At 63.4% G+C, this 26,444-nt stretch carries 25 protein-coding genes; 19 read left to right on the forward strand and 6 right to left on the reverse strand.

The features are described 5' to 3' along the window. Positions 1-93: 93 nt before the first annotated feature. The 3 genes from AC1Q64_RS08110 to AC1Q64_RS08120 all read left to right on the forward strand — a co-directional run bounded on the left by AC1Q64_RS08110 (position 94) and on the right by AC1Q64_RS08120 (position 3,418). Positions 94-1,311: a Y-family DNA polymerase gene (locus AC1Q64_RS08110; protein ID WP_492251136.1), complete on the forward strand. Its 1,218-nt coding sequence runs from the start codon at positions 94-96 to the stop codon at positions 1,309-1,311. Positions 1,312-1,498: 187 nt separating this feature from the next. Beyond that, on the forward strand, positions 1,499-3,058 hold the full coding sequence (locus AC1Q64_RS08115; protein ID WP_492250989.1) for a methyl-accepting chemotaxis protein: 1,560 nt from the start codon (positions 1,499-1,501) through the stop codon (positions 3,056-3,058). 93 nt (positions 3,059-3,151) lie between these two features. Further along, positions 3,152-3,418, forward strand: coding sequence for a hypothetical protein (locus tag AC1Q64_RS08120; protein ID WP_056061307.1), 267 nt, complete (start codon positions 3,152-3,154; stop codon positions 3,416-3,418). Between the two features lie 35 nt (positions 3,419-3,453). Here AC1Q64_RS08120 and queF read toward each other — a convergent pair whose 3' ends face one another. The 4 genes from queF to AC1Q64_RS08140 all read right to left on the reverse strand — a co-directional run bounded on the left by queF (position 3,454) and on the right by AC1Q64_RS08140 (position 9,528). After that, on the reverse strand, positions 3,454-4,299 hold the full coding sequence (gene queF / locus AC1Q64_RS08125) for an NADPH-dependent 7-cyano-7-deazaguanine reductase QueF (RefSeq protein ID WP_110959394.1): 846 nt from the start codon (positions 4,297-4,299) through the stop codon (positions 3,454-3,456). A 99-nt stretch (positions 4,300-4,398) separates the two neighbouring features. Beyond that, the gene (locus AC1Q64_RS08130) at positions 4,399-5,307 is read right to left on the reverse strand and encodes a 2OG-Fe(II) oxygenase (RefSeq protein ID WP_492250990.1); all 909 of its coding nucleotides are present in this window, start codon (positions 5,305-5,307) and stop codon (positions 4,399-4,401) included. Positions 5,308-5,343: 36 nt separating this feature from the next. Continuing rightward, the gene (gene yaaA, locus AC1Q64_RS08135) at positions 5,344-6,129 is read right to left on the reverse strand and encodes a peroxide stress protein YaaA (protein WP_492250991.1); all 786 of its coding nucleotides are present in this window, start codon (positions 6,127-6,129) and stop codon (positions 5,344-5,346) included. Positions 6,130-6,357: 228 nt separating this feature from the next. After that, a complete protein-coding gene (locus AC1Q64_RS08140) occupies positions 6,358-9,528 on the reverse strand; it encodes an Rne/Rng family ribonuclease (RefSeq protein WP_492250992.1) in 3,171 nt (1,056 codons plus the stop codon). A 599-nt stretch (positions 9,529-10,127) separates the two neighbouring features. Between AC1Q64_RS08140 and AC1Q64_RS08145 the strand changes: the two genes are divergently transcribed. The 4 genes from AC1Q64_RS08145 to AC1Q64_RS08160 all read left to right on the forward strand — a co-directional run bounded on the left by AC1Q64_RS08145 (position 10,128) and on the right by AC1Q64_RS08160 (position 13,375). Continuing rightward, complete coding sequence (locus AC1Q64_RS08145; protein ID WP_492250993.1) at positions 10,128-11,129, forward strand: RluA family pseudouridine synthase; 1,002 nt, start codon at positions 10,128-10,130, stop codon at positions 11,127-11,129. A gap of 25 nt (positions 11,130-11,154) precedes the next feature. Continuing rightward, on the forward strand, positions 11,155-11,829 hold the full coding sequence (locus AC1Q64_RS08150; protein ID WP_492250994.1) for an HAD family hydrolase: 675 nt from the start codon (positions 11,155-11,157) through the stop codon (positions 11,827-11,829). Between the two features lie 26 nt (positions 11,830-11,855). Beyond that, complete coding sequence (locus AC1Q64_RS08155; protein WP_291432742.1) at positions 11,856-12,236, forward strand: Rieske (2Fe-2S) protein; 381 nt, start codon at positions 11,856-11,858, stop codon at positions 12,234-12,236. Between the two features lie 92 nt (positions 12,237-12,328). Further along, the gene (locus tag AC1Q64_RS08160) at positions 12,329-13,375 is read left to right on the forward strand and encodes a S49 family peptidase (RefSeq protein ID WP_492250995.1); all 1,047 of its coding nucleotides are present in this window, start codon (positions 12,329-12,331) and stop codon (positions 13,373-13,375) included. A 250-nt stretch (positions 13,376-13,625) separates the two neighbouring features. Here AC1Q64_RS08160 and AC1Q64_RS08165 read toward each other — a convergent pair whose 3' ends face one another. Both AC1Q64_RS08165 and AC1Q64_RS08170 read right to left on the reverse strand, forming a co-directional pair. After that, positions 13,626-14,402, reverse strand: coding sequence for an SAM-dependent methyltransferase (locus tag AC1Q64_RS08165; RefSeq protein ID WP_492250996.1), 777 nt, complete (start codon positions 14,400-14,402; stop codon positions 13,626-13,628). After that, positions 14,399-14,998, reverse strand: coding sequence for a Maf family nucleotide pyrophosphatase (locus tag AC1Q64_RS08170; RefSeq protein WP_056747581.1), 600 nt, complete (start codon positions 14,996-14,998; stop codon positions 14,399-14,401). Before AC1Q64_RS08170 ends, AC1Q64_RS08165 begins: the two co-directional genes overlap by 4 nt. Before the next feature lie 25 nt (positions 14,999-15,023). Here AC1Q64_RS08170 and AC1Q64_RS08175 point away from each other — a divergent pair, with 25 nt between their 5' ends. From AC1Q64_RS08175 to AC1Q64_RS08230, 12 genes are all read left to right on the forward strand, one after another. After that, complete coding sequence (locus tag AC1Q64_RS08175; protein WP_056061340.1) at positions 15,024-15,572, forward strand: YceD family protein; 549 nt, start codon at positions 15,024-15,026, stop codon at positions 15,570-15,572. Positions 15,573-15,683: 111 nt separating this feature from the next. Continuing rightward, entirely contained in the window at positions 15,684-15,866 is a 183-nt protein-coding gene (gene rpmF / locus AC1Q64_RS08180) for a 50S ribosomal protein L32 (RefSeq protein ID WP_005794249.1), read from the forward strand. A gap of 107 nt (positions 15,867-15,973) precedes the next feature. Next, positions 15,974-17,026 carry a phosphate acyltransferase PlsX gene (plsX, locus tag AC1Q64_RS08185; protein ID WP_492250997.1) on the forward strand — a complete coding sequence of 351 codons (1,053 nt, stop codon included), beginning with the start codon at positions 15,974-15,976 and terminating at the stop codon, positions 17,024-17,026. Next, positions 17,026-18,003, forward strand: coding sequence for a beta-ketoacyl-ACP synthase III (locus AC1Q64_RS08190; RefSeq protein ID WP_492250998.1), 978 nt, complete (start codon positions 17,026-17,028; stop codon positions 18,001-18,003). Before plsX ends, AC1Q64_RS08190 begins: the two co-directional genes overlap by 1 nt. A gap of 59 nt (positions 18,004-18,062) precedes the next feature. After that, the gene (gene fabD / locus AC1Q64_RS08195) at positions 18,063-19,013 is read left to right on the forward strand and encodes an ACP S-malonyltransferase (RefSeq protein ID WP_492250999.1); all 951 of its coding nucleotides are present in this window, start codon (positions 18,063-18,065) and stop codon (positions 19,011-19,013) included. Next, the gene (gene fabG, locus AC1Q64_RS08200) at positions 19,010-19,759 is read left to right on the forward strand and encodes a 3-oxoacyl-ACP reductase FabG (RefSeq protein ID WP_492251000.1); all 750 of its coding nucleotides are present in this window, start codon (positions 19,010-19,012) and stop codon (positions 19,757-19,759) included. The genes fabD and fabG overlap by 4 nt, the downstream gene beginning before the upstream one ends. Before the next feature lie 103 nt (positions 19,760-19,862). Beyond that, positions 19,863-20,102 carry an acyl carrier protein gene (acpP, locus tag AC1Q64_RS08205; protein WP_003058049.1) on the forward strand — a complete coding sequence of 80 codons (240 nt, stop codon included), beginning with the start codon at positions 19,863-19,865 and terminating at the stop codon, positions 20,100-20,102. 48 nt (positions 20,103-20,150) lie between these two features. Next, on the forward strand, positions 20,151-21,395 hold the full coding sequence (fabF, locus tag AC1Q64_RS08210; protein ID WP_056061355.1) for a beta-ketoacyl-ACP synthase II: 1,245 nt from the start codon (positions 20,151-20,153) through the stop codon (positions 21,393-21,395). Between the two features lie 646 nt (positions 21,396-22,041). After that, on the forward strand, positions 22,042-22,668 hold the full coding sequence (gene rpoE / locus AC1Q64_RS08215) for an RNA polymerase sigma factor RpoE (protein ID WP_015013192.1): 627 nt from the start codon (positions 22,042-22,044) through the stop codon (positions 22,666-22,668). Between the two features lie 9 nt (positions 22,669-22,677). Then, positions 22,678-23,328 (forward strand): sigma-E factor negative regulatory protein, encoded by a 651-nt coding sequence (locus AC1Q64_RS08220; RefSeq protein WP_492251001.1) that lies wholly within the window; start codon positions 22,678-22,680, stop codon positions 23,326-23,328. 36 nt (positions 23,329-23,364) lie between these two features. After that, positions 23,365-24,426: a MucB/RseB C-terminal domain-containing protein gene (locus tag AC1Q64_RS08225; protein ID WP_492251002.1), complete on the forward strand. Its 1,062-nt coding sequence runs from the start codon at positions 23,365-23,367 to the stop codon at positions 24,424-24,426. A gap of 179 nt (positions 24,427-24,605) precedes the next feature. Continuing rightward, positions 24,606-26,054 carry a Do family serine endopeptidase gene (locus AC1Q64_RS08230; RefSeq protein ID WP_492251003.1) on the forward strand — a complete coding sequence of 483 codons (1,449 nt, stop codon included), beginning with the start codon at positions 24,606-24,608 and terminating at the stop codon, positions 26,052-26,054. The last annotated feature ends 390 nt before the right edge of the window (positions 26,055-26,444 follow it).

The raw sequence follows: 26,444 nt of genomic DNA on the forward strand, positions 1-26,444 counted from the left end.
GGTGTGACCGCCACCGAGCCCGATTCTTCTGAAACCCCACCTCCTGCGCAGGCTGCCCCTACCGGCAAGCTGCGCCGTATCGCGCACCTGGACATGGACGCGTTCTTCGCGTCCGTCGAGCTGCTTCGCTATCCGCAGCTCAAGGGCTTGCCTGTGGTGATCGGCGGGGGGCGGCGCAAGGTGGACGAGCTGCTGCTGCGCGGGCCAGACGGCACCGCGGAGCGCGAGCGGCGCTTCATCCCGGTGGAAGATTTTCCGCTGCTCAAGGACTACGTGGGCCGGGGGGTCATTACTACTGCCACCTACCCCGCACGGCAGTTCGGCGTGGGCTCGGCCATGGGCATGATGAAGGCGGCCAAGCTGTGCCCGCAGGCCATTGTGCTGCCGGTGGATTTTGAGGAGGTGCGGCGGTTCTCGCGCCTGTTCAAAAGTACCATCACCGAGATTGCACCGGTGATGCAGGACCGGGGGGTGGACGAGGTCTACATCGACTTCACCGACGTGCCCGGCGGGCAGCGCGAAGGCGGGCGGGTGCTGGCGAGGCTCATCCAGAAAAGCATCTTTGACAGGACCGGGCTGACCTGTTCCATCGGCGTGGCGCCCAACCGGCTGCTGGCCAAGATGGCCAGCGAGTTCAACAAGCCCAACGGCATCTCCATCGTTTACGAGGAAGACCTGCAGAGCAAGATCTGGCCCTTGAACGTGCGCAAGATCAATGGCATCGGTCCCAAGGCGGGCGAGAAGCTAGCGCGGCTGGGCATTGAGAGCATCGGGCAGCTTGCTGCGCAGGATGAGCAATGGCTGATGGGCCACTTTGGCAAGTCCACCGGGGCGTGGATGCACCGTGTGGCCTGGGGCCGCGACGACAGCCCGGTGGTGACTGAGAGCGAGCCGGTGAGCATGAGCCGTGAGACCACCTTCGACCGCGACCTGCATGCGGTGCGCGACCGGGCCGAACTGGGCGCGATCTTCACTGACCTGTGTTTGCGCCTGGCCGATGACCTGCAGCGCAAGGGCTATGTGGCGCGCACCATCGGCATCAAGCTGCGCTACGACGACTTCAAGATCGCGACGCGTGACCACACCGCCGACAGCTACACCGCCGACGGAGCCACCATCCGGCAGCTGGCCGGGCAATGCCTCAAGCGCGTGCCGTTGGACAAGCGCCTGCGGCTGCTGGGCGTGCGGGCCAGCACGCTGGCGCGGCGGGGAGAGGAGCCAGCGCTGGAGCCGCGTGCCACTGTGGCTGCCGATGGGCGTCGGCGCGGGCCGCAGGCGGAAGTGGCCCTGGAAACCGGGCAGCTTTTTTAACGCAGCGGATTCCAAAAAGGCTCTGAACAGGTTCAAAGTGTTAGCGCATTAACGGGCGTGGGGAGGCACCTTTTGGAGCCAAGCGGGGGAATGAGCAGTTAGACTTGATTCGTATCAAGCGGTTACAACAACACCCCACCAAAAGCCGCGCTGCCTGCCCCTGCCGCAGGCCCTTCAGGAGCTTCGAGTGCGCATCAACCTTCCCGTAACCCAGCAGAATTTTGACTACCCCGGTGATGAGCTGCTGGTGTCCAGCACCAACACCAAGGGCGAGATCACCCACTGCAATCCGGCGTTTGTGCGCGTCAGCGGCTTCAGTTACGACGAGCTCATCGGCCAGCCCCACAACATCATCCGCCACCCCGACATGCCCGCCGATGCCTACAAGGACATGTGGCGCACCATTGGCCGGGGGGAGCCCTGGACGGGCTTGGTCAAGAACCGCCGCAAGAACGGCGACCACTATTGGGTGCGCGCCAATGTCACCCCCATCATGGAAGGCGGCAAGCCACGTGCCTACATGTCGGTGCGCACCAAGCCCAGCGCGGCAGAAATTTCTGCTGCAGAAGCCCTGTATGCCCAGATGCGCAGTGAGGCGGCCTCGGGCGCAAGCAGCTTTTACCTGGACTCGGGCAACGTGCGCTACCGCGGAGTGCGTGGCTGGCAGCAGCGCCTGGCGCAGATGGCGTTGCTGCCCCGCATGGCGATCCTGCTGCTGGTGACGGTGCTGCTGGCCTTGTTGCCCGATGTGATGGGTCTGCAAGGCACCACCGCCTGGGTGGCCCGCCTGGTGCTGCTGTTGCTGGGGGCGGGGTGGACGCTGTGGCGCTTTCAGGCCACCGTGCTGCAGGGCGTGCACGATGCCACCCGCTTCGCGTCCGACATCTCGGCCTGCAACCTCGCCACGTCGGTGGGCACCGACTACCCCCAGCCCCTGGGTGCGCTGATGCAGCGCCTGCAGCAGACCCAGGTCAACCTGCGCGCCGTGGTGGGCGACGTGCGCACCGAGGTGCGCAACTTCATCGAATCGGCCGATGAAATCGCGCGCGGCGGGATGGACCTGTCCGCCCGTACCGAGTCACAGGCGAGCAGCCTGGAAGAAACCGCCGCTGCGATGGAGCAACTGGCCAGCACGGTGCTGCAGACGTCGGAGACAGCAGCCAAGGTGTCGCACGAGAGCGCACAAAGCAGCGACATCGCCACGCGCGGTGGCCAGGCGGTGCAGGAGGTGGGGGCGGCCATGCAGCAGATGAAGCTGTCGTCCACCAAGATCAGCGAGATCGTGGGCGTGATCGAGGGCATTGCCTTTCAGACCAACCTGCTGGCGCTCAACGCCGCTGTGGAAGCTGCCCGTGCGGGCGAGCAGGGCAGGGGCTTTGCGGTGGTGGCTGGCGAGGTGCGGGCACTGGCGCAACGCAGTGCCAGCTCGGCCAAGGAGATCAGCGGCCTGATCGGCGTCACTGTGAACCAGATCGCCAGCGGCGCGCAGCAGATGGACCATGCGGGCACCACCATCGAGGGTGTCGTGCACGCCGTGGAGCGCGTGAGCACGCTGGTCCAGCAGATCAGCAGTGCCACCAAGGAGCAGTCGCAAGGCATTGCCCAGGTGAACGAGGCAGTGACCCAGCTCGATACCGTGACGCAGCAGAACGCTGCGCTGGTGGAGGAGTCGGCCGCTGCAGCCCAGGGGCTCAAGGAGAGCGCGGTGTCGCTGGGCCGCTCGGTGGATGTGTTCCGGCTGGGGTGAACGGCGCTGCAATGAGCCGCCAAGTGACACTCGCACCTTGACGAATTCTTACTCGTAACTTACAGTGATTTTCCCGTTGTCCGGGAGATCACCATGACCCTCGACGAGCTGCAGCGCATCAAGCAGTGGCATGTGGCGCACAAGGCCGACCACCCGCTCGAATACCACCTGTGGGACCTGGTGCTGACGGTCTGGATGCTGGGCTGGGTGGGCTGGTTTCCCATCTGCGCTTTTGGCGAGCCCTGCGCTGCGCCGGTCTGCCTGATCGGCATTTTTGTCCCCAGCCTGTATGTCGCCTGGCGCACCCGCGCGCACCTGCGCCACACCCTGCGGTGCGATTGGATCGATGCGCGCAACTGACGGATGCGGTCGGTTGACGGGCGGCGGGGGCAGGCCTACTGCCGGGCAGTGCGCACGTTGCGCGGCAGGGCCTGCGGGTGGCTGGTGCGCAGGGGGTTGATGTCCAGCCCGCCGCGGCGCGTGTAGCGTGCATACACCGTGAGCTTGATGGGTTTGCAGCGGGTCCACACGTCCATGAAGATGCGTTCCACACACTGCTCATGAAACTCGTTGTGGTTGCGAAAGCTCACCAGGTATTGCAGCAGCCCTTCCTGGTTGATCTGCGGGCCGCTGTAGCTGATCTGCACGCTGCCCCAGTCGGGCTGTCCGGTCACCAGACAGTTGCTTTTGAGCAGGTTGCTGGTGAGGGTCTCGGTCACGGGCGCTTCGTTGAATGTGGCCGTCAGCAGGTCGGGCGCAGGCTGGTAGCGCGTGCATTCCACGTCCAGCCGGTCCAGGCTCAGGCCGTCCAGCTCGTGCACGGGCTCCTGGTCGAACAGCTCTGGTGCGATGAGCTTCACGCCCACGGTGGCGGGGTGTTCGGCGCCACGCCACACGGCTTCGCTGATGTCGGCGCGGATGCGTGCCTGCACTTCGGCAGCGTCGGCAAAGCGGGTGTTGTTGAAGCTGTTGAGGTACAGCTTGAACGACTTGCTCTCGACGATGTTGGGCGTCTCGCAGGGCACGGTGATGTGCGCCAGCGCCACCTGCGGCTTGCCCCGCTGGTTGAGCCATGACAGCTCGAACGCCGTCCACAGATCAGCCCCGAAGAAGGGCGCCGCGCCGGTGATGCCGATCTCCGCACGCTTGCCCGCGCGCGGGATGGGGAACAGCAGCGAGGCGTCGTACTGGTCGATATAGGCCGATGCCTTGCCGAGTTGCGATTGTTCTGGCGTGTTCATGGCCTGGTCTTTCGGGTGTGTGGGTTCCAAGGGGGGGCTGTGCTGTTGCTACTATTTTTATAGCTGTTGGCGCATGTTCGACTAGCGCATGCCGGGTTTTTACTGAAACTCCCGCTCGCGCAGCCATTTGGTGGCAATCCATTTGTCCCCGGCGATCACCGGGGCGCCGCCGTGCAGGGTGCGGGTGGACGGGTGTGGCCGCTCGTAGCTGAAGAACACAGCATTGCCGCGCTGCGGCGCGACCTCCAGGTGCACGTCTGGGAAGGTGGTGCCGCCGCCTTTGTCGGGCGTGTTCAGGTACATCACCAGGGTGCCCACGCGCTGGCCGCCGCGCTGGATGATGCTGGGCGTGCCAGGCTCGGCGGGGTCGAAATAGTCGTAGTGGGGCTTGTATTCGGCACCCGGGCGGTAGTGCAGCACCTGCAGGCCTTCGCCGTTTTCGATGGGCCACTGGAGCAGGCGTGCAATGCGCTCCTCGATGCGCTGGATCAACGGGCTTTGGCCGCGCTGGAAAAACATGCCGTCGCTGGTGCGGTCGGCGTTGATCTCCTCGCCCCCGGTCTTGGTGGCCACGGTGAGCGAACGTGCCATGCGGGGCTCTGCAGCGGCGATCAGTGCATCGCACTCCTCGGGCGACAGCAGATTGCCAAACACCACGATGCGCGGCTGTGCCATGGCCAGCAGCACATTCACGGTGCGGTCTCCGCAGTCCACCTGCGCGGGGGATTCATCCAGCCGGGGCTCGGGCACTCGCACGGCCGAGGGCAGGCCCTGCTGCACGGCCAGATCGTTCAGGTGCTCCTGCAGCGTGATCTCCAGCGCATCCGCCGCCACGTCTTCGTCCCAGCCTGCGTCACGCATGGACTGCAGCACCACGGGCGCGGCGTAGCCCGCCTGGGCCTGCTCGATGATCCAGCGGCGCAACTCGGGGGTGATGGCCTGCCGCGCTGCGCTGGCGTGCTGGGTGGTGGTAGTGCTGTCCGGGTGCTGGTCAGAACGCGATGCCATGGCGGTCCTTCAACAAGAGCAGGGTGGTGGGCGGATTTATGCGGAGGCCGGGGTCTTGCGCCGGAAGACCAGGCGCTCGGGCTCGGAGGATGCCGGGGCAAAGGCATAGCCGTCCAGATCAAACCCTTCGAGCTGGTGGGGCGTGGCAAGGCGATGGGTGATGGCGTAGCGCGCCATCAGGCCGCGTGCGCGCTTGGCATAAAAGCTGATGATCTTGTAGCCGCCGCCCTTCCAGTCTTCGAACACGCATTCGATCACGCGGGCCTTGAGCGCCTTGCGGTCCACGGCTTTGAAGTATTCCTGCGACGCGAGATTGACGACCACGGGCGTGGTGTCGGATCGCAGGCGGACATTCAGGTGCTCGGCAATCTGGCGGCCCCAGAACTGGTACAGGTTGCTGCCCGCGTCGGTGGCCAGGCGCGTGCCCATCTCCAGGCGGTAGGGCTGCATGCGGTCCAGCGGCCGCAGCACGCCATACAGGCCACTGAGGATGGCGACATGGCTCTGGGACCAGTCTAGGTCGTCAGCGCTCAGGCTGCGGGCTTGCAGCCCCTCGTACACGTCGCCATTGAAGGCCAGCACCGCCTGGCGCGAGTTGGTGGCCGTGAAGCGGGGGCGCCAGGCCTGGTAGCGTGCCACGTTCAGGGCCGCGAGCGCATCGCTCAGTTCCATCAGCGAGGCAATCTGCTGCGGCGACTGCTCGCGCAGCACCTCGATGAGCGCGGTGGACTGCGGCACAAACTGGGGTGTGGTGTGCGGCAGGCTCTCGGGCACGGGCGTGTCGTAGTCGAGCGATTTGGCGGGAGACAGCAGGAACAGCATGGGGGGCGAAGGGTTCGTGGACCTCGGAGGGTTAAGCGGGGCCTGGAAAGTGCGGGTTGCTGGCTGCACCCACGGCCTGAAATGGTACCTGCTGGACGACCGTCTTCTGTCGCTTGCGGGTATTGGTGCCCAGTACGGTGCTTGCTCAGTTGCCCAAAAAAAGAAGGCGGCCTGAGCCGCCTTCTTTGCGCAGGCTGCGGCCCTGGGGGCAGCAGCCACTGCAGCGTATCAGGCTGCTGGGGGCTGCTCAAACGGCAGCGTCATGGCAGACAGGTCGCGGCGGGTTTCCACCAGCACCAGCGGGCCTTCGTCCAGCACCACGGCCGGGGGCCGCTCGCGGGGCACGCGGATGGGCTTGGGCTCGGCAGCGATGGCGGCCTGCACGGCAGCGATCTTGTCGGCGTCCGAGTTCACCCACTGCAGACCCGATGCAGCAGCCACTTGCTGCAGTTCATCGATGGGCAGCGTGAACGCCTGAACGCGGGGCAGTCCCTTGGCTTGTGCAGCTGTCGCCACGGGAGCCTGGGCGGCTACCGCCGGTGCGGGTGCTGCGACAGGCGCCGGTGCAGCCACCGGGGCGGCTGCAGGGTTTGCAACGGGCGCTGCAACAGGTGCCGTGGTAACAGGCGCTGCGGCTGGCTCAGTGGCTGAAGCGGCTGGTGCTGCAACAGGGGCTGCGACAGGGCTTGCAGCCGGTGCCACGGGCTCGGCGGCGGGCGCGTTGCTGAAGTAGCTGCGGCGCGGCGCCTCGTCCTGTGCCGGTGTGGGCTCGGCCTGGGTGGGGTCAAAGTCCAGCATCGCTGGTGCAGCCGCTTCGGCGTTGCCGTTGTTGTCGCGCGGGCCACGCTCGCCACGTTCGCGGCGATCACGGCCATAGCGGTCGCGGGAGCGGCGCTCGCGGCGCTGCTCTTCGGTGGCGCCATTGCCGTTGGCTGCTGCGTCATTGCCACTCAGGTCCAGGTCCGGCAGCGATGCCAGTGGGGCGGTGTCGACAAAGTCGCCAGCGGCGGCTGGGGCGCCTGCCTCCTGGGCCTCGACCGCGCGGGGAGCGCGTTCACCGCGTTCGCCACGGTTGCCACCGCGATCACCGCGTTCGCGGCGTGGGCCGCGTTCGCCACGGGGTTGCTGCGCTGGTTGGCCTTCTGCGCCACCGGTGTTGCCCGCGTTGGGGCCATCCACCTGAGCGGTTGCGGCGGTGGCGTTGTCACCGTTCATGCCAGCGTTCTGGTTGCGCGGCTCGCTGTCGCGGCGGGCACGGCCACCTTCACGGCCTTCGCCACGTCCGTTGCGGCCACCTTCACGGCCTTCGCCGCGGGCTTCGCCTTCGGGGCGGCGCTCTGCGTCGCGTGGCGGGCGGCTGTCTGCATCGCGGGGCGCGCGGCCTTCGGCCGAGCGTTCGCCACGGCGGCCACGGCCTTCGCCAGAGCTGCCTTCGCGGTTGCCATCACGTGGTGCGCCTTCGCGCTGACCGTCCCGGTTGCCATCGCGGCCACCACGGCGGCCACGGCTTTCACCGTTGCGGCCTTCGCGGCGGGGTTCGCCACGGCCGGTGGTTTCAGCAGCGGCAGGTGCGGCTGCGGGCGATGCCGTTGTGACCGGGGTGGGGGCTGCCGGTGCGCTGCCAAAGCCAAACAGGCTCTTGAGCCAGGCGAAGAAGCCTTGCTCTTGCGGTGCAGCAGGGGCGGGCGCCGGAGCGGCTACTGGTGCAGGTGCAGGGGTGGCAGCGGCTGCAGGGCGTTGGCCACCACGGGGTGGGCGTGCAGCGCCTTCGGGGCGGGGCTCGGCCACTGGGGCGGGTGCGTCAGGCAGTACGCCCTTGATCACCGGGGTCTGCTTGTTGGTGGGCTCTTGCGAGCGGCGCGTCACGGCCGTGGGGTCTTCCACTTCTTCGGCGAGCTTGTAGCTGGCTTCGATGTGGTCCAGACGCGGGTCGTCGTGCTTGAGGCGTTCCAGGCGGTAGTTGGGGGTTTCCAGCGTCTTGTTGGGAACCATCAGCACGGCCACGCGTTGCTTGAGCTCGATCTTGGCGATCTCGGTGCGCTTTTCGTTCAGCAGGAATGAGGCCACTTCCACCGGCACTTGGCAGTGCACGGCGGCCGTGTTGTCCTTCATCGACTCTTCCTGGATGATGCGCAGAATCTGCAGCGCCGAGGATTCGGTGTCGCGGATGTGGCCCGAGCCGCCGCAGCGGGGGCAGGGGATGGACGAGCCTTCGGAGAGGGCGGGCTTCAGGCGCTGGCGGCTCATTTCCATGAGGCCGAACTTGCTGATGGTGCCGAACTGCACGCGGGCGCGGTCCTGGCGCAAGGCGTCGCGCAGGCGGTTTTCCACTTCGCGGCGGTTCTTGCTCTCCTCCATGTCGATGAAGTCGATGACGATCAGGCCGCCGAGGTCGCGCAGGCGCATCTGGCGAGCCACTTCGTCGGCGGCTTCCAGGTTGGTGCGGGTGGCGGTTTCCTCGATGTCACCGCCTTTGATGGCGCGGGCCGAGTTCACGTCCACGCTGACGAGCGCTTCGGTGTGGTCGATCACGATGGCGCCGCCCGAAGGCAGTTGCACGGTGCGAGCGTAGGCCGATTCGATCTGGTGCTCGATCTGGAAGCGGCTGAACAGGGCGGCGTCGTCGCGGTAGCGCTTCACGCGGGCGGCATGCTCGGGCATGACGTGCGCCATGAACTGCTGCGCCTGTTCGTAGATGTCGTCGGTATCGATGAGGATGTCACCGATGTCGTTGTTGAAGTAGTCGCGGATCGCGCGGATCACCAGGCTCGATTCCTGGTAGATCAGGAAGGCGCCCTTGCCACCCTTGGCGGCGCCGTCGATGGCGTTCCACAGCTTGAGGAGGTAGTTCAGATCCCACTGCAGCTCGGGCGCGGTGCGGCCAATGCCGGCGGTGCGCGCGATGATGGACATGCCGTTCGGGTATTCGAGCTGGTCCATCGCCTCCTTGAGCTCGGCGCGGTCTTCGCCCTCGATGCGGCGCGAGACGCCACCGCCCCGGGGGTTATTGGGCATCAGCACCACATAGCGGCCCGCCAGCGATACAAAAGTGGTCAGGGCTGCGCCCTTGTTGCCGCGTTCTTCCTTTTCGACCTGGACCAGCAGTTCCTGGCCTTCCTTGATCACTTCATTGATGCGGGCCTGGCTGGGCGAGACACCAGGGGTGAAGTAGCTGCGCGAGATTTCCTTGAACGGCAGGAAGCCGTGGCGGTCTTCGCCGTAGTCCACAAAACAGGCTTCCAGCGAAGGCTCGACGCGTGTGACGACGGCTTTGTAGATATTGCCTTTGCGTTGTTCGCGCCCTTCGATTTCGATTTCGTAGTCGAGGAGCTTTTGTCCGTCGACGATGGCCAGGCGGCGTTCTTCGGGCTGCGTGGCGTTGATGAGCATCCGCTTCATGATGCGATTCCTTCAGTGTGTTGCGGACAGCAGCGGGGCAACCAACCCTCTCAGCAGGGAAAGCTGCGCGGGCTGCCGCCCACAGTTCCAAACCATTAACAACAAGCTCTACAGGAGCTGTGAATGCCTGGACTGACGCATCGAAACGAAGGGAATTGCCGGGAATGCCAATGATCTGCCGCGCTCTAGCGCAGCATCGTGAGGCAGGGGCGCGTGGATGGGGGCGAGTGGTAGGAGCGCAGTTTTGCTAGCAAAAAAGTAGCTGATTGCGCTTGCTGGCTGGGCGCTGGGGCCGAATTGGAGCGTGCAGCCGGGGGCATCAGCCACCGCCACAAGGTCACCATCCAGCTCATCAACAACCACATGCTCGCTTTGATCCGCTGACAGGCTGCGCCCGGGTAGGGAACATCTGCCAGCTTGGGGGATTCCGTATCAGTGTTTCAATCTGTCAGCCCGCCGCACGGCGTGCAGGCCATCACAGGCATCTGGCCTGCAATCTGCGCGCACGACGCCCGCTGGCATCGACCTGCCTGCGTGAGGGGTAAGGGCTGTGTGGACTAAACTCCAGACAAATCAACCACTTACATAACAACGCGCAGGTGAAACACATTATAGGGGCCAAACCGCCCACAGCCCCTGCGGGGCTTCCCGCAGCCCGCCTGGTGGAAGTGGATGCTGACTCCGCTGGCCAGCGGCTCGACAACTTTTTGATACGCCACTTGAAAGGCGTTCCAAAAACGCATGTCTACCGCATCATTCGCAGCGGCGAGGTCCGCATCAACAAAGGCCGCGTGAGTGCTGACACCCGTGTGGAAGCCGGCGACGTGGTGCGTCTGCCGCCCGTGCGCATTTCCGACAAGGTGGCCGAGAAGGCCGAGCGTCCCGCGCCCGCGCGCGAGTTTCCCATCCTGCTTGAAGACGAGCACCTGATCGCCATCGACAAACCCGCCGGTGTGGCGGTGCATGGCGGCAGTGGGGTGAGCTTTGGCGTGATCGAGCAGCTGCGCCAGGCGCGGCCGGGGTCCAAGTTTCTGGAGCTGGTGCATCGGCTGGACCGCGAGACTTCGGGCATCCTGCTGGTGGCCAAAAAGCGGTCAGCGCTCACTCACTTGCAGGACCAGTTCCGCGAGCGCGAAACGGGCAAGACCTATCTGGCGCTGGTCATCGGCACCTGGCCAGCCAACAAAAAAGTCATCGACCAGCCACTGCACAAGTACCTGCAGGCCGATGGCGAGCGCCGCGTGCGTGTGACCACTGCCGATGACCCGGATGGCATGCGCTCCATCACGCTGGTCAAGGTGCGCAGCACCGTGCCCGCTCGCGCCGCTCAAGGCCTGCCGGCGATGTCCCTGCTGGAGGTGACCATCAAGACCGGTCGCACCCACCAGATCCGTGTGCACCTGGCCAGCCAGGGCCACGCCATTGTGGGTGACGATAAATACGGTGACTTTGACCTCAACAAGCGCCTGCAGAAGCTATCGATGAAGCGAATGTTCTTGCACGCATGGCGGTTACAGTTCAACCACCCCGCCTCGGGCGAGCGTGTGCAACTGATTGCCGAGCTACCCCCTGAGCTGGCCGATTTTGTGCCCACTGCCTGACGATCCTGCGCGAAGAACCCCCTCCATGTCTGCCAAAAACTTCCGTCCGCGCCGCTTCGACCTCATCGCCTTTGACTGGGATGGCACCCTGTTCGACTCCACCGCCATCATCGTGCGCTGCATCCAGGCAGCGGTGCGCGACGTGGGCGGCACGGTGCCCACCGACAAGGAGGCCGCCTATGTGATTGGCATGGGCCTGATGCAGGCGCTGGCCCATGCCGCCCCCGATGTGCCGCCCGAAAAGTACACCGAGCTGGGCAACCGTTACCGCTTCCACTACATCCAGCACCAGGACGACCTGAGCCTGTTCGACGGCGTGTTGCCGCTGCTGAACGATCTGCGCGAACGCGGCCACCTGCTGGCCGTGGCCACGGGCAAAAGCCGGCGTGGACTGGACGAGGCGCTGCATTCGGTGGACTTGCGCGGCGTGTTCGATGGCTCGCGTACCGCGGACCAGACCGCTGGCAAGCCGCACCCCCTGATGCTGCAGGAGCTGATGGCCGAATTTGACGTGGCGCCTGAGCGCCTGCTGATGATTGGCGACACCACACACGACCTGCAGATGGCCGTCAATGCAGGCTGTGTGAGCGTTGGGGTGAGCTATGGCGCCCACGAGCCCGACGCCTTTCACGCCCTCCAGCCGCTCGCGGTGGTGCATTCGGTGCGCGAACTGCACGACTGGCTGCTGCACAACGCTTGACGCCGGTACCGGAGCGGGACGAGCCCATGACCACACCCTCCCCTGATCAGTCCATCGCGCTGTGCAGCAGTGCTGACCTCGTCGATGGGGGGCTGGCTGTGCCGTTTGATGTGCAGTACGCAGGCCAGACCTGCCGGGCCTTTGCGATCCGCTACCAGGGCCTGCCGCACGCTTACCTCAACCGCTGCACCCATGTGGCGATGGAGATGGACTACCAGCCCAACCGTTTTTTTGACGACACGGGCCATTGGCTGTTGTGCGCCACCCACGGGGCGGCCTACTTGCCCCATACCGGCCAGTGCGCGGGCGGTCCCTGCCGCGGCGGGTTGGTGAAAATTGCCCTGTCGGAGAGCGATGGCGTAGTGCGCTGGCATACTGCCTACAACCTGCAGCCCGTAGAGTTCTAGAAAATGCAGATGAATTACCCGGATGTGCTGCCGCCCGGTGCGGGTCACCGCGACGCGCGGCCCGCAGCGGTGCAGTGCCCAGGACGCATGACATGACAGACCCCCAGCAGCCCGGTTCGTCGGGCTTTGACACCAAAAACAATTCCGCGCCCGATCTGTGGGCGCACGCAGCTACTAATTCAGGAGCACCTGTGAGCGATTCATCGCGTGAACCCGGGTGGGAACGCGCCACGCTGGAAAAGCTGGCCTTTGCCGCCCTCAACGAACAACGCAGCACCCGCCGCTGGAAGATATTTTTCCGCCTGGCGTGGCTGGTGTTGTTTGCCGCTGTTGCGTTCGTGGCCCTGCGCCAGGCATCGCCCAGCACCAGCAAAAGCACGCCGCACACGGCTGTGGTGGACATCAAGGGCGAGATCGCCAGCGGCGCCGAGGCCAGCGCCGAGTTTGTGGTGGCCGCCATGCGCAGTGCGCTGGAGGATGAGGGCTCGCAAGCGCTGGTGCTGCTCATCAACTCGCCCGGTGGCAGTCCGGTGCAGGCGGGCATCATCAACGACGAGATCGTGCGACTGAAAGCGAAGCACAACAAGCCGATCTACGCCGTGGTCGAAGAAACCTGTGCCTCGGCTGCGTACTACATCGCTGCCGCCGCTGACGATATCTATGTGGACAAGGCCAGCATCGTGGGCAGCATTGGCGTGCTGATGGACGGTTTTGGCTTTACTGGCGTGATGGAGAAGGTGGGCGTGGAGCGCCGCTTGCTCACGGCGGGTGAGAACAAGGGTTTTCTGGACCCCTTCAGCCCGCAGACCGAAAAGCAGCGCGCCTATGCACAGACCATGCTCGACCAAATCCATCAGCAGTTCATTGCCGTGGTGAAGGCCGGGCGGGGTGATCGTCTCAAGACCACGCCCGATACCTTCAGTGGATTGTTCTGGACCGGCCAGCAGGCCGTGGAAATGGGTCTGGCGGACAAGTTGGGCAACCTGGACTACGTGGCGCGCGAAGTGGTCAAGGCCGAAGACATCATCGACTACACCCGCCGTGACAACGTGGCCGAGCGCCTGGCCAAGCGGTTTGGCGCGGCCGTGGGCATGGGGGCCGTCAAGTCGCTGGCCGTATCGGGGCCGCAGTTGCGCTGATATCCGCGCTGGAAGCGGCAGGGGGGGGGCTCAAGCCCTTGATCCCCGATAGATAGCTATTCAAAGCCCCGGCAGAGGTATCTGCCGGGGCTTTTTTGTGGGGGCATTGTGCGCATGCCTTGGTCCTGGTGCGGAGGCAGTTGCGGGGCGGTTTAAGGTGTTTTGAGGCGATTGCGCTAGTGCGACATGCCTTGAGTGCTTCTAAATATGTAGCATTTCAGGCGAGGCCCCGTAAGATGATGTTGCGGCCTCAACGCCCCAGTGCAAACACCACGGGTGTGCGGTTGTCCGGTGGCGCTGGTTGCTGTTTCCACTGGCGTACCAGCTGACTTTGCACGCGCGCGTCGGGCAGGGTCAGGCCGCTGGCCAGCGCCAGGCGGGTGTGGGGCTGCAGGGTCTGTACCAATGCCTGCCACAGGGCAGGGTTGCGGTATGGGGTCTCGATGAACAGCTGGGTCTGGCCCGTGCGCAGCGCGATGCCTTCCAGCTCTTTAATGCGCTGCGTGCGCTCTTGTCCGTCTTGTGGAAGGTAGCCGACGAAGGCGAAGTTTTGTCCATTCAGGCCACTGGCTGCCAAGGCCAGCAGCAGCGACACCGGTCCCACCAGCGGCACCACGCGCAGGCCCAGGTCGTGCGCGGCCCGCACCACCGACGAGCCAGGGTCGGCCACTGCGGGCATGCCCGCTTCGCTGACCAGGCCAATGTCGTGCCCGTTCAGCGCCGCGGCAAGCAAAGGACGTGCGTCGAACGGGGCAGAGCCTTTGTCGCCATGGTCGCCCTTCTTGTGGACCTCGCGGGGCAGCTCGGTAATCTGTTGCTGCTGCAGGGAGGTTGCCAGGGGGTGCAGCGCGTCGATGCGCTTGAGGTATGCGCGCGTGCTCTTGGCGTTTTCGCACACCCAGTGGGTCAGGCGTGCAGCCGTCTGCAGGGTGGCCGAGGGCAGGGCGTCCTGCAGCGGGGCCTGGGTGTCGCAGCCAAAGTCGAGGGGGGCGGGCACCAGGTACAGCGTGCCGGTTTTTACGTTCATGGCAGCACCAGCCCTGCTGCGCGCAGCATGCGGCATGTGCGGATCAGTGGCAGCCCGATGAGTGCCGTGGGGTCGTCGCTGTGGATGGCGTCCAGCAGGGCAATGCCCAGGCCTTCGCTCTTGGCGCTGCCCGCGCAGTCGTAGGGCTGTTCGGCGCGCAGGTAGCGCTCTATTTCTTCGTCAGACAGGTCTCGGAACTTCACCTCCACCGGGGCGAGGTCCACCTGTTCAAAGCCGGTGGCCGCGCACACCACCGCCAGAGCGGTTTGGAACACCACCGTCTGGCCGCGCATCTGGCGCAACTGCTGCACCGCGCGATCGTGCTGGCCCGGTTTGCCCAGCGGCTCTCCGGCCAGGTCGGCCACCTGGTCGGACCCGATCACCACGGCTTCGGGGTGCTGCCGCGCCACAGCTTGCGCTTTGGCCAGAGCCAGGCGCAAGGCCAGGGCGCGGGGTGCTTCACCGGGCAGGGGGGTCTCATCGACATGGGGGGCGGTCACTTCGAAAGGCAGGTTCAGCCGTTCCAGCAATTCGCGCCGGTAGCGCGAGGTCGAGCCCAATACCAGAGGGCGTTGCGGGGAGGGGGATTGATGCATGCGCCGATTCTCTTACACTGCCGCCATGACCAAGGAATTCTCCGCACAGCGCCTCGACGTGAAAGCCTTTGCACAGGCAGGCGGTCGGCTGGCGGGCCACGACTCGCTGCTGAAGTACGAACGCCTGGCGCAAGAGGCCAAGGGCCTGCACCCCGATCTGTTGGTGGACTGGGAAGCGACGGGCGAGGTGCGCACTGCGCTGGGGGGCATGGGACAGGTCTGGTTGCACATCAAGGTGCGCGCCAGCTTCCCCATGGAGTGCCAGCGCTGCCTGACGCCGGTGGATGTGCCCCTGGAGGTGGATCGTGAGTTCCGCTTTGTGGCAGACGAAGCCACGGCCGAGGCTCTGGACGATGAGAGCGAAGAAGACCTGCTGGCCTTGAGTCGCGAGTTTGATCTGCACGAACTCATCGAAGACGAACTGTTGATGGCGTTGCCCGTGGTGCCCAAACACGACGAGTGCCCGACCTCCGTGCCGCTGGCGTCTTCGGACGACGATTTTGAAGAAGCCAACGCCGAAAAGCCCAACCCGTTTGCCGCGCTGGCTGCGCTGCGCAAGGACGCCAAAGACTGAGTCACCGACCCAAAAAGCATTTGGGTTATAATCGTGGGCTTCACGCGAACCCCATCGTGTCTTTTTGGGCTGATCGCGTTTTTACCAACCTATTCCAGATCAGGAGCCATCATGGCCGTTCAGCAAAACAAAAAGTCCCCTTCCAAGCGCGGCATGCACCGCTCGCACAATGCCCTGAACGTGCCAGGCATTGCTGTGGAACCTACCACCGGTGAAACGCACCTGCGTCACCACATCAGCCCCAACGGTTTCTACCGTGGCCGTCAGGTGCTGAAGAACAAGTCTGAAGCCTGACCTTCACTCCATCCAAAGGCCCGTTGCTACAAACCCTGTAGCGCGGGCCTTTGTTTTGACCGTCGTATTCATCTCTCGGCCCCTTGGGCCGGCCGGACAAGTCGCCCATGATCACACTGGCTGTTGACTGCATGGGGGGCGACCATGGCCCCCGCGTCACGCTCGCGGCGTGCCGCCAGTTTCTCGACCACCACCCCGATGCCCGCCTGCTGCTTGTTGGCCTGGCGGACAGCCTGCAGTCGTTCTCCCATGAACGAGCCACTATTGTTCCTGCTACCGAAGTGGTGGCTATGGATGATCCGGTGGAAGTGGCCTTGCGCAAGAAGAAGGATTCTTCGATGCGCGTGGCCATCCAGCAGGTCAAGGATGGCACGGCTTCGGCTGCTGTCTCTGCGGGTAATACCGGTGCCTTGATGGCCATTGCCCGCTATCTGCTCAAGACGTTGGACGGTATCGACCGTCCTGCCATCGCCACCCAGCTGCCCAACGCCACCGGCGGCGCCACCACGGTGCTGGACCTAGGAGCCAACGTCGATTGCTCGGCCGAGCACCTGCTGCAGTTTGCTGTGATGGGTTCTGCCCTGGTTTCTGTCCTTCAAGAGGGTGGCGAGCCCACCGTGGGGCTGCTGAACATCGGAGAAGAAGTCATCAAGGGCAGCGAAGTTATCAAAAAAGCAGGTGAATTGCTGCGATCTGCGGCTAATTCTGGTGATTTGAACTTCTATGGCAACGTTGAGGGCAACGATATCTTCAAGGGTACGGTGGACATCGTGGTCTGTGACGGTTTTGTGGGCAATGTGGCACTCAAGGCCAGCGAAGGTGTGGCCTCGATGATCATAGGGGCACTCAAAACCGAATTCTCGCGCCATATTTTTACCAAAATTGCTGCCATCGTCGCCTATCCGATCCTAAAAGCGTTGATGAAGCGCATGGACTACCGTCGTTACAACGGTGCGGCGCTGCTGGGCCTGCGCGGCCTGGTGTTCAAGAGCCACGGATCAGCGGACGCCATGGCTTTCGAGCAGGCGTTGAACCGGGCGTATGATGCAGCCCGCAACAACCTGCTCGACCGTGTCCGGACCCGGATTGCGCATGCGGCGCCACTGCTGGCGCCTGCAGATGCCCAGCCCCTGCCTGGCGTTGCGGCGACCGCACAATAATGAGACGTTATTCCCGCATTACCGGCACCGGCAGCTATTTGCCTCCCCGCCGGTTGACCAATGCCGATCTGGTCGCCGAACTGGGCCAGCGCGGTATAGAAACCTCCGACGAATGGATTGTGGAGCGCACCGGCATCCGGGCGCGCCACTTTGCTGCGCCCGACGTCACGGCGAGTGACCTGGGCCTGGAGGCTGCACGCAATGCTTTGCAGGCCGCCGGCTTGCAGCCAACTGATATCGATCTGATCATCGTGGCCACGTCCACGCCGGACATGGTGTTCCCGTCAGTTGCTTGCATCTTGCAGAACAAGCTGGGCGCCAATGGATGCCCTGCGTTTGACGTGCAAGCTGTGTGCAGCGGTTTTGTCTATGCCCTGTCGGTGGCGGACGCCATGATCCAAACCGGGGCTGCCAACCGTGCGCTAGTGATTGGTGCAGAGGTTTTCAGTCGCATCCTGGACTTCAACGACCGCACCACTTGTGTGTTGTTCGGTGACGGGGCTGGTGCCGTGGTACTGGAAGCTTCAGAGACGCCCGGCATCCTGTCGAGCGATCTGCACGCCGACGGCAAGCATGTCGATATTTTGTGTGTGCCCGGCAATGTATCCGGCGGCAAGGTGCTTGGCGACCCGGTCCTCAAGATGGACGGGCAGGCGGTCTTCAAGCTGGCAGTGGGTGTGCTGGAGAAGGCAGCCCACGCGGCCCTGGCCAAGGCCGGGCTGACCGAGGCCGATATCGACTGGCTGATTCCGCACCAGGCCAACATCCGCATCATGCAGGGCACCGCCCGTAAGCTGAAGATGTCCATGGACAAGGTGGTGGTCACGGTGGACCAACACGGCAACACCTCGGCAGCTTCCATTCCGCTGGCTTTGGACCATGGGGTGCGCACTGGTCAGGTCAAGAAAGGCGAAACCCTGCTGCTCGAAGGCGTGGGTGGTGGTTTTACCTGGGGCGCTGTGCTCCTGAAGTTGTAGCTGCTGGCGCAATAAGTACCTGCGCTACCGGCCAGTTTGATCATATTTCTGGATTTTTCATGAAGTCTTTTGCATTTGTCTTTCCGGGGCAAGGCTCGCAATCGGTCGGCATGCTCGATGGTTGGGGTGACCACCCGGTGGTGGCGCAGACCCTGCAGGAAGCCTCGGATGCTCTGGGTGAGGATGTCGGCCTGCTGATCAAGGAAGGCCCCAAGGAGGCTTTGGCCCTGACCACCAACACCCAGCCGGTGATGCTGGTCGCTGGCGTGGCGGCATGGCGGGTGTGGCGCGCAGAAGGCGGCGCAGCCCCGGTGGTCGTTGCCGGGCATTCGCTGGGTGAATACTCCGCCTTGGTGGCGGCGGGTGTGCTGACGCTCGCGCAGGCGGCCCCGCTGGTGCGGCTGCGTGCGGCGGCCATGCAAGAGGCGGTGCCTGTCGGCACCGGTGCCATGGCGGCCATTCTGGGCATGGAGGCTTCCAAGGTCATCGCTGGTTGTGCTGAGGCTTTGGCATCGTTCGGGCCAGGTACGGCCGAGGTGGTGGAGGCTGTCAATTTCAACGACCCGATCCAGACCGTGATCGCCGGTACCAAGGCGGGTGTGGACAAGGCCTGTGAGGTGCTCAAGGCGGCGGGCGCCAAGCGCGCATTGCCCCTGCCGGTGTCGGCGCCTTTCCATTCCAGCCTGATGAAGCCTGCGGCTGAAAAGCTGCGTATGGCGCTGGCGGAGGTTGCGCTTGCTACCCCTCAGATTCCGGTGATCAACAACGTGGACGTGGTGGTCCAGCAAGACGCTGATGCCATTCGCGAAGCGCTCTACCGTCAGGCATTTGGCCCCGTGCGCTGGGTGGAATGCGTGCGTGCGCTGAAAGGCCGCGGTGTGACGCACATCATTGAATGTGGCCCTGGCAAGGTGCTGGCAGGCCTCACCAAACGCATCGACCCAGAACTGGTCGGTGCAGCATTGTTTGACTCGGCCACGCTGGCTGAAACCCGGGAGTTGTTGGCATGACGGAATCGACCCAGACAGCAGCGCAAGTGGCGCTGGTGACCGGTGCATCGCGCGGCATCGGTGCTGCCATTGCCCTGGAGTTGGCGGTGCGCGGCTACCAGGTGGTAGGCACGGCCACCACGGATGAAGGCGCTGCGCGCATCAGCCAGGCGCTGTCGGCTTACCCTGGTTGCCGCGGTGCCAATCTGAACGTGAACGATGTGGCTGCGGTCGAGGCTCTGATGGACGCCATCGTCAAGCAGCAAGGTGGCCTGCATGTGCTGGTGAACAACGCGGGCATTACGCGCGACACTCTGGCCATGCGCATGAAGGACGACGACTGGGATGCCGTGCTGGACACCAATCTCAAGGCGGTATTCCGCACGAGCCGCGCCGCCATCCGGCCGATGATGAAGCAGCGCTTTGGGCGCATCATCAGCATCACCAGCGTGGTGGGTGCGTCGGGCAATCCAGGCCAGGCCAACTACGCAGCTGCTAAGGCGGGTGTGGCGGGCATGACGCGCGCATTGGCCCGTGAGCTGGGCAGCCGCAGCATCACCGTGAACTGCGTGGCACCCGGTTTCATCGAGACCGACATGACCTCCGTGTTGTCCGAAGACCAGCAAAAAGCGCTCAATGCGCAGATCCCGCTGGGTCACATGGGTAAGCCGGCCGACATCGCGCACGCGGTGGCGTACCTGGCCTCGCGCGAGGCGGGCTATGTGACGGGGCAGGAGTTGCACGTCAATGGCGGCATGTACATGTAATTAAGACAAGTTAACGCCGGTTCATCCGGACGGCGGGTCGTTTAGGGGCTTCTCCTTAAGCGGCTAGAATCGCGGATTCATTCACAACCCCCAGAGGGAAACCATGAGCGATATCGAAGCACGCGTCAAAAAAATCATTGCCGAACAACTCGGTGTGGAAGAGTCCCAAGTCACCAATGAAAAGGCCTTCGTGGCAGACCTCGGTGCCGACTCGCTCGACACGGTCGAACTGGTGATGGCTCTGGAAGACGAATTCGGCATCGAGATCCCGGACGAAGACGCCGAGAAGATCACCACGGTGCAAAACGCCATCGACTACGCCAACACCCACCAGAAGGCCTGAGCGGCGCCCTGCGCCTGACTCAAGCGATCAGCAGAAGGTTTTATACGCATGAGCCGTCGTCGCGTTGTCGTGACCGGCCTGGGTTGCGTCAGCCCCGTGGGTAACACGGTGGCCGAGTCCTGGGCCAATCTCCTTGCCGGCCAGTCCGGCATTGATCTCATCACCAAGTTCGATGCGTCGAACTTCGCCTGCAAGATTGCGGGAGAGGTCAAAGGTCTTGACCTGGAGTCGTACATCAGCGCCAAGGATGCGCGCGCGATGGACACCTTCATCCACTACGGCATCGCTGCTGCGGCTCAGGCCGTGCAGGACGCAGGGCTTCCCACGGGTGAAGCGCTCAGTGAGGAGTTCGCCACACGCATTGCCTGCGTGATCGGCTCCGGCATTGGCGGCCTCCCGCTGATCGAAAACACCCACGCCGAACTGGTGAGCCGCGGACCACGGCGCATCACGCCATTTTTTGTACCTGCATCCATCATCAACATGGTGGCAGGGCATGTGTCCATGCGCTTTGGCTTCAAGGGCCCCAACCTTGCTGTGGTGACGGCCTGCACAACGGGCTTGCACTGCATCGGCGAGGCGGGGCGCATGATCGAATACGGCGATGCAGACGTGGTCGTGGCAGGCGGTACCGAATCCACGGTATCCCCGCTGGGCATTGGCGGGTTTGCCGCCATGCGGGCCCTGTCCACCCGCAACGACGACCCCAAGACAGCATCCCGTCCCTGGGACAAGGATCGCGACGGATTTGTGCTGGGCGAAGGCGCCGGTGTGATGGTCCTGGAAGAGTACGAACATGCCAAAGCCCGGGGTGCGAAAATTTACGCTGAACTCAGCGGTTTTGGCATGAGTGCCGATGCAGGTCACATGACCGCCCCCAACATGGATGGACCCCGGCGCGCCATGCTTAGTGCGCTGCGCAATGCGGGGATCAATGCCGATCAGGTGGACTACCTCAACGCCCACGGCACGTCTACCCCCCTGGGTGACATCAACGAAACCAACGCTATCAAGGCGGCCTTGGGCGACCATGCCTACAAGACCGTTGTGAGTTCCACCAAATCCATGACGGGCCACTTGCTCGGCGGTGCGGGTGGGATTGAGAGTGTGTTCACCGTGCTGGCATTGCACGAACAAAAAGTGCCACCCACCATCAACCTGTTCAACCAGGATCCGGAGTGTGATCTCGACTACTGCGCCAATACGGCACGGGACATGAAGATCGATGTGGCCGTCAAGAACAATTTCGGCTTTGGCGGCACCAACGGAACGCTGGTGTTCAAACGCGTCTGATTGCGCGCAGATATCACGGGTTCATTTCCAGTACGTCTCGCTCGTGGGATTGCGGGTGGCGTGTCAGTAGCCGTTGTGTCGGTTCGGCATCAAGCTGGCGTTTGACCCACCCGTCGAAGGGGGCGGCCTTATGACACGGCTTTTGCGACAGCCTCCTTCCGTCCAATATCCGATGCAGCGCAGCCAGGTCTTGGGTGTGCTGTTGGCTGCTTGGGTGCTTGCTGGTGCTTCCGTTTTGGTTGCCTGGGTAGCGCAAGGGGGGCGGGCCGCACATCTGGCCATCGCAGTAGCTCTCTGCCTCTGGGTGCTTGCAGTCGCGGGTGCAACGCATTTTTGGTGGCGCCAACCCCGTGGGGTTTTGCGATTCGACGGCCAAGCCTGGACGCTGAATCTAGTGGCGCCGCCCACCAGTGCGCCGCTGGCGCTCTCTGCGCCCCCTGAGGTACTTCTGGATCTGCAGGCGTATCTATGGGTGCGCATCTTGCCCGTCGGGCTTTCACCCTTGTGGCTGTGGCTGGGTCGCTCCAGCCAGCCAGAGCGCTGGATGGACTTGCGCCGTGCGGTATATTCGCGCGCCAGATCGGGCGCTGACAACGCTGACGAAACCGCCCGGCAAGCTGCCGTAGGGCGTGAATCCTGAGTATCCATGACTGTAATTCCGCCTTCCCCCTCCGAAGACAGCGACCTCCAATTGGTGGAGCGCACGGTAGCGGGCGACCAGCGCGCCTATGAATTGCTGGTCATCAAGTACCAACGCCGCATCGAACGACTGATCGGGCGCATGGTGCGCGACACGGACCTGGTTCAGGACATTGCCCAGGAAACCTTCATTCGCGCCTACCGGGCGCTGCATCAGTTTCGCGGCGACGCCCAGTTCTACACCTGGCTTTACCGGATTGCTGTCAACACAGCCAAGAAGGCGCTGATGGACATGAAGCGCAACCCGGTCATTTCCGAAAATGCCTTCCGGGGCTCCGAGGATGAAGATGAAACTTCCCGCCTTGGACACGAACTAACCAGCGACGAAACCCCCGAAACTGTTCTTGCGGCCCAGGAAATCGCCCAGGTCGTGAATGCAGCCATGGAGGCTTTGCCCGATGATCTGCGCCAAGCTGTCACGCTGCGAGAGATCGAAGGGCTCAGTTACGAAGAAATTGCCACCGCGATGGGGTGCCCCATCGGTACGGTGAGGTCTCGAATTTTTCGGGCGCGTGAAGCCATTTCGGCCAAAGTGCGTCCCTTGCTCGAAAACCAGTCGGGCAAACGGTGGTGAGGTGATCGAATGAACAAGGCACAAACAGGTATCACCGCTTCGGCGGGTGTCAGCTTGCCCGGGGGGCGGGATGAGCAGCTATCGGCGCTGGCGGATGGTCAACTGAATGGCGATGAGTTTGCCGAAGCACTGGCTTGGGCGTCGGAAGACGAAGGCCGCTGCACATGGGAGGTTTATCACCTCGTCGGTGATGTGTTGCGCTCTTCTGACTTGGCGCGCCCAGCAAATCCGGTGTTTCTGTCCCGCTTGCGCGAAGAGCTTGCCAAGGAGGCTCTGCCGCAGCGTCCCCATGTTCCCGCGCAGTTGGGCAACGTAGCGGTCCACCTGCCTGTAGCAGCCAACGCTTCGGTATTCCGTTGGAAGATGGTTGCGGGTTTTGCGTCGCTGGCTGCAGTGGCAGCCATTGGCTGGACCTCGTTCTCCCAACTGCAGGGCGCAGGCGGGGCGGGTGCTCAGCTGGCTGTTGCTTCCCCTGAGCGTTCGGTAGCGCAAGGCGCGCCTGTCGTGGCAGTTACCGATGCGGACGGCCAGCAGGTGATGATCCGGGACCCTCGATTGGATGAGTTGCTGGCAGCCCATAAGCAGTTTGGCAGCACATCGGCCTTGCAGATGCCTGCTGGCTTTTTGCGCAACGCTACTTTTGAGACCCCTGGCCGCTGAAGTGTGGACGGCAATTTCTAGCGCTGAGATCGTGTGATGAACCTCTCTGGAGCAGCGAAGGTTTTTGGAGTTCACTGGGTTCGATGGTTTGGCTCGCTGATAGCTGCCGCGCTGTGCGGATTGTGCGCGGCGTCTGCGGCGGGGGCTCCTGCCTCGTCCTCCGATTCAACTAACAGCGCAGTGGCCGAGCGCGGTATGGCGCAGTGGATCGAGCGCATGCACAGCGCACCCTGCAGCCGAACCTATGCCGGGACCTTTGTGGTGTTGTCGGCCAACGGGGCCATGTCCAGTTCGCGCATCTGGCATGCATGCGAAGGCCAGCAACAACTGGAGCGGGTCGAGTCGCTCAGTGGCACACCGCGCACGGTCTATCGCCGCAATGACGAGGTTCGTACCTTCCTGCACCAGGCGCGTGTTGTGCGGTCAGACCGTCGCGATGCATCCGGGCTGTTTCCACGTGTACCTGTGGTCAGTGGCACATCGATCGCCCAGTTTTACACGCCCCGCCTGCTGGGGCAGGAGCGGGTGGCTGGCTTCGTGTCGGATGTGGTCTGGTTCCAGCCTTCAGACACCCTGCGCTTCGGTTACCGGCTCTGGAGCGAGCGCGAAACCGGGCTGGTGGTGAAGCTGCAGACGCTGGCGGCTGATGGTCGGGTCTTGGAGCAAGCGGCTTTCTCCGAGCTGGATCTCAATGCGCCAGTGAAGGTCGATCAGCTGTCGCGTCTGATGGACGCTACTTCGGGTTACAAGGTGGTAGCACCCTCGGTGGTCAAGACCACAGCCAAGGCCGAAGGTTGGGCCTTGCGCCAGCCCGTAGCGGGGTTTGTGCCTGTCAGTTGTCACCGAAGGGCGGTGTCTGACGCGCCAGATGCCTCCAGTGTCTTGCAGTGTCTTTACTCCGATGGGCTGGCCTCGGTATCGTTGTTTTTGGAGCCCTTCGATCCCCAGCGCCACCCCACTCAGCCCCAGGTGTCCAGCATGGGCGCCACACAGTTGGTGGCCCAGCGTGGGCCGTCAGACATGTGGTTGACCGCAGTGGGAGAGGTACCCCTGCAGACACTTCGCCTTTTTGTAGGTCAGCTGGAACGCCTGCGTTGACAGACGCAGGGCGGTCTGCCAGGCATATCGCATGGGGGCGTGCCTGGCTGTGTGGGCATGGAGGGCGCCACACATGCACGGAACCATTTGGCCTCACACTCTTCACAGTCTCACACAATTCGTGAACAGCATTCGCCAAGAATCAAGAAAGGTCGAAGATGCCGAAGTTTGATGGAAGTATGTTGCGTTCGTTGGCAGTGGCATGCCTGATGGGTGGTCTGGCCACAGTCTCGGTAGCGCCCCATGCGGCGTTGGCACAACCCGCCCCGCTGGTTCGCGGCTTGCCTGATTTCACCGATCTGGTGGATCAGGTGGGGCCTTCAGTGGTCAATATCCGCACCGTGGAGAAAGCGTCCAGTCGGGCCAATGCCAATGGCATGGACGAAGAGATGCTGGAATTCTTTCGCCGGTTTGGGGTGCCTATCCCCAATGTTCCTCGTCAGCAGAGGCCCCAGCGGCCTCAGCAGGAAGAAGAGGCTCAGCCGCGCGGCGTGGGCTCGGGGTTCATCTTGACCTCTGACGGGTTTGTGATGACCAACGCGCATGTGGTTGACGGCGCTGATGAGGTCATCGTGACCTTGACCGACAAGCGCGAGTTCAAGGCGCGCATCGTGGGCGCAGACAAGCGCACCGATGTTGCCGTTGTGAAAATTGAGGCATCTGGACTGCCTGCTGTGAAAGTGGGGGATGTGAGTCGCCTTCGAGTGGGTGAGTGGGTGATGGCGATTGGCTCGCCCTTTGGGCTGGAAAACACGGTCACTGCGGGCATCGTCAGTGCCAAGCAGCGCGATACGGGTGATTACCTTCCCTTCATCCAGACAGATGTTGCCATCAACCCCGGAAATTCTGGCGGGCCACTCATCAATATGCGTGGTGAGGTGGTGGGTATCAACAGCCAGATCTATTCCCGTTCGGGCGGGTTTATGGGTATCTCGTTCGCCATTCCCATGGACGAAGCCATCCGCGTGAGTGAGCAGCTGCGCGCGTCGGGGCGTGTGACGCGTGGCCGCATCGGTGTGCAGATCGGGCAAGTCACCAAGGATGTTGCTGAGTCGATTGGGCTGGGCAAGGCGCAAGGTGCTCTGGTGACTGGTGTGGAAGCAGGATCACCTGCCGACAAAGCTGGAGTGGAGGCGGGTGACATCATCACGCGCTTCGATGGCAAGCCCATCGAGAAGGTGGCAGACTTGCCACGCTTGGTCGGCAACACCAAACCAGGCAACCGTAGTTCGGTGACGGTGTTCCGTCGCGGTGCGTCCCGTGATCTGGCCATCACCATCGCGGAGATTGAGCCTGACAAGCCTGCCACCAAAGTGACCGAGCGCGAGGAGAAGCCCAAGGCCTCTGCCGCTGCGCAGCAGATCGGGTTGTCAGTGACGGACCTGACGGATGCACAGAAGAAAGAACTCAAGCTCAAGGGCGGTGTGGTAGTAGCTACCGCCACGGACGCGGCAGCACGCGCTGGCCTCCGCGAGGGGGACATCATCCTGTCGGTCGCCAACACCGAAGTGGCGGGCGTGAAGGAGTTTGAGTCCGTGTTGTCCAAGGCTGACAAGAGCAAGTCCATCAACGTGCTGTATCGCCGCGGTGAATGGGCGCAGTACGCGCTGATTCGCCCCGGCAGGTGATGCGCCATGAGACCCAGAGGGGATGGCCCCGCACGGGGCGATTCCCTACTTCGTGAGGGGGCCATTGCGGCAGGTGACGATTTTTTCGATGTGCAGTTTGCAGCGTCCGGATCTGTCTAGATGTTAGCTTTTGCTAACTTTTTAGAGATCCATCAACCAGTTTCGATAGAATAGAGACTTGCGTTCAACGCTTATCTGCATATCGACTGGCGCTCTGTTCACGATGTGGGATGTTTTTGTGCAATGCACAGTTGATCCACAGCTCACCCACAAGTTGTCCAGCGTTGTTCCTGTGCAGACTGTGCATAAACTGTGTATAAAATTCCTGTTGCACCCTGGCAACTTCCCTCGGATACCGAGGGGTGGGCTTTTTCAGGCGGCCTTTTTGCC

This window comes from Acidovorax sp. GW835-FHT14G06, assembly GCF_058793595.1.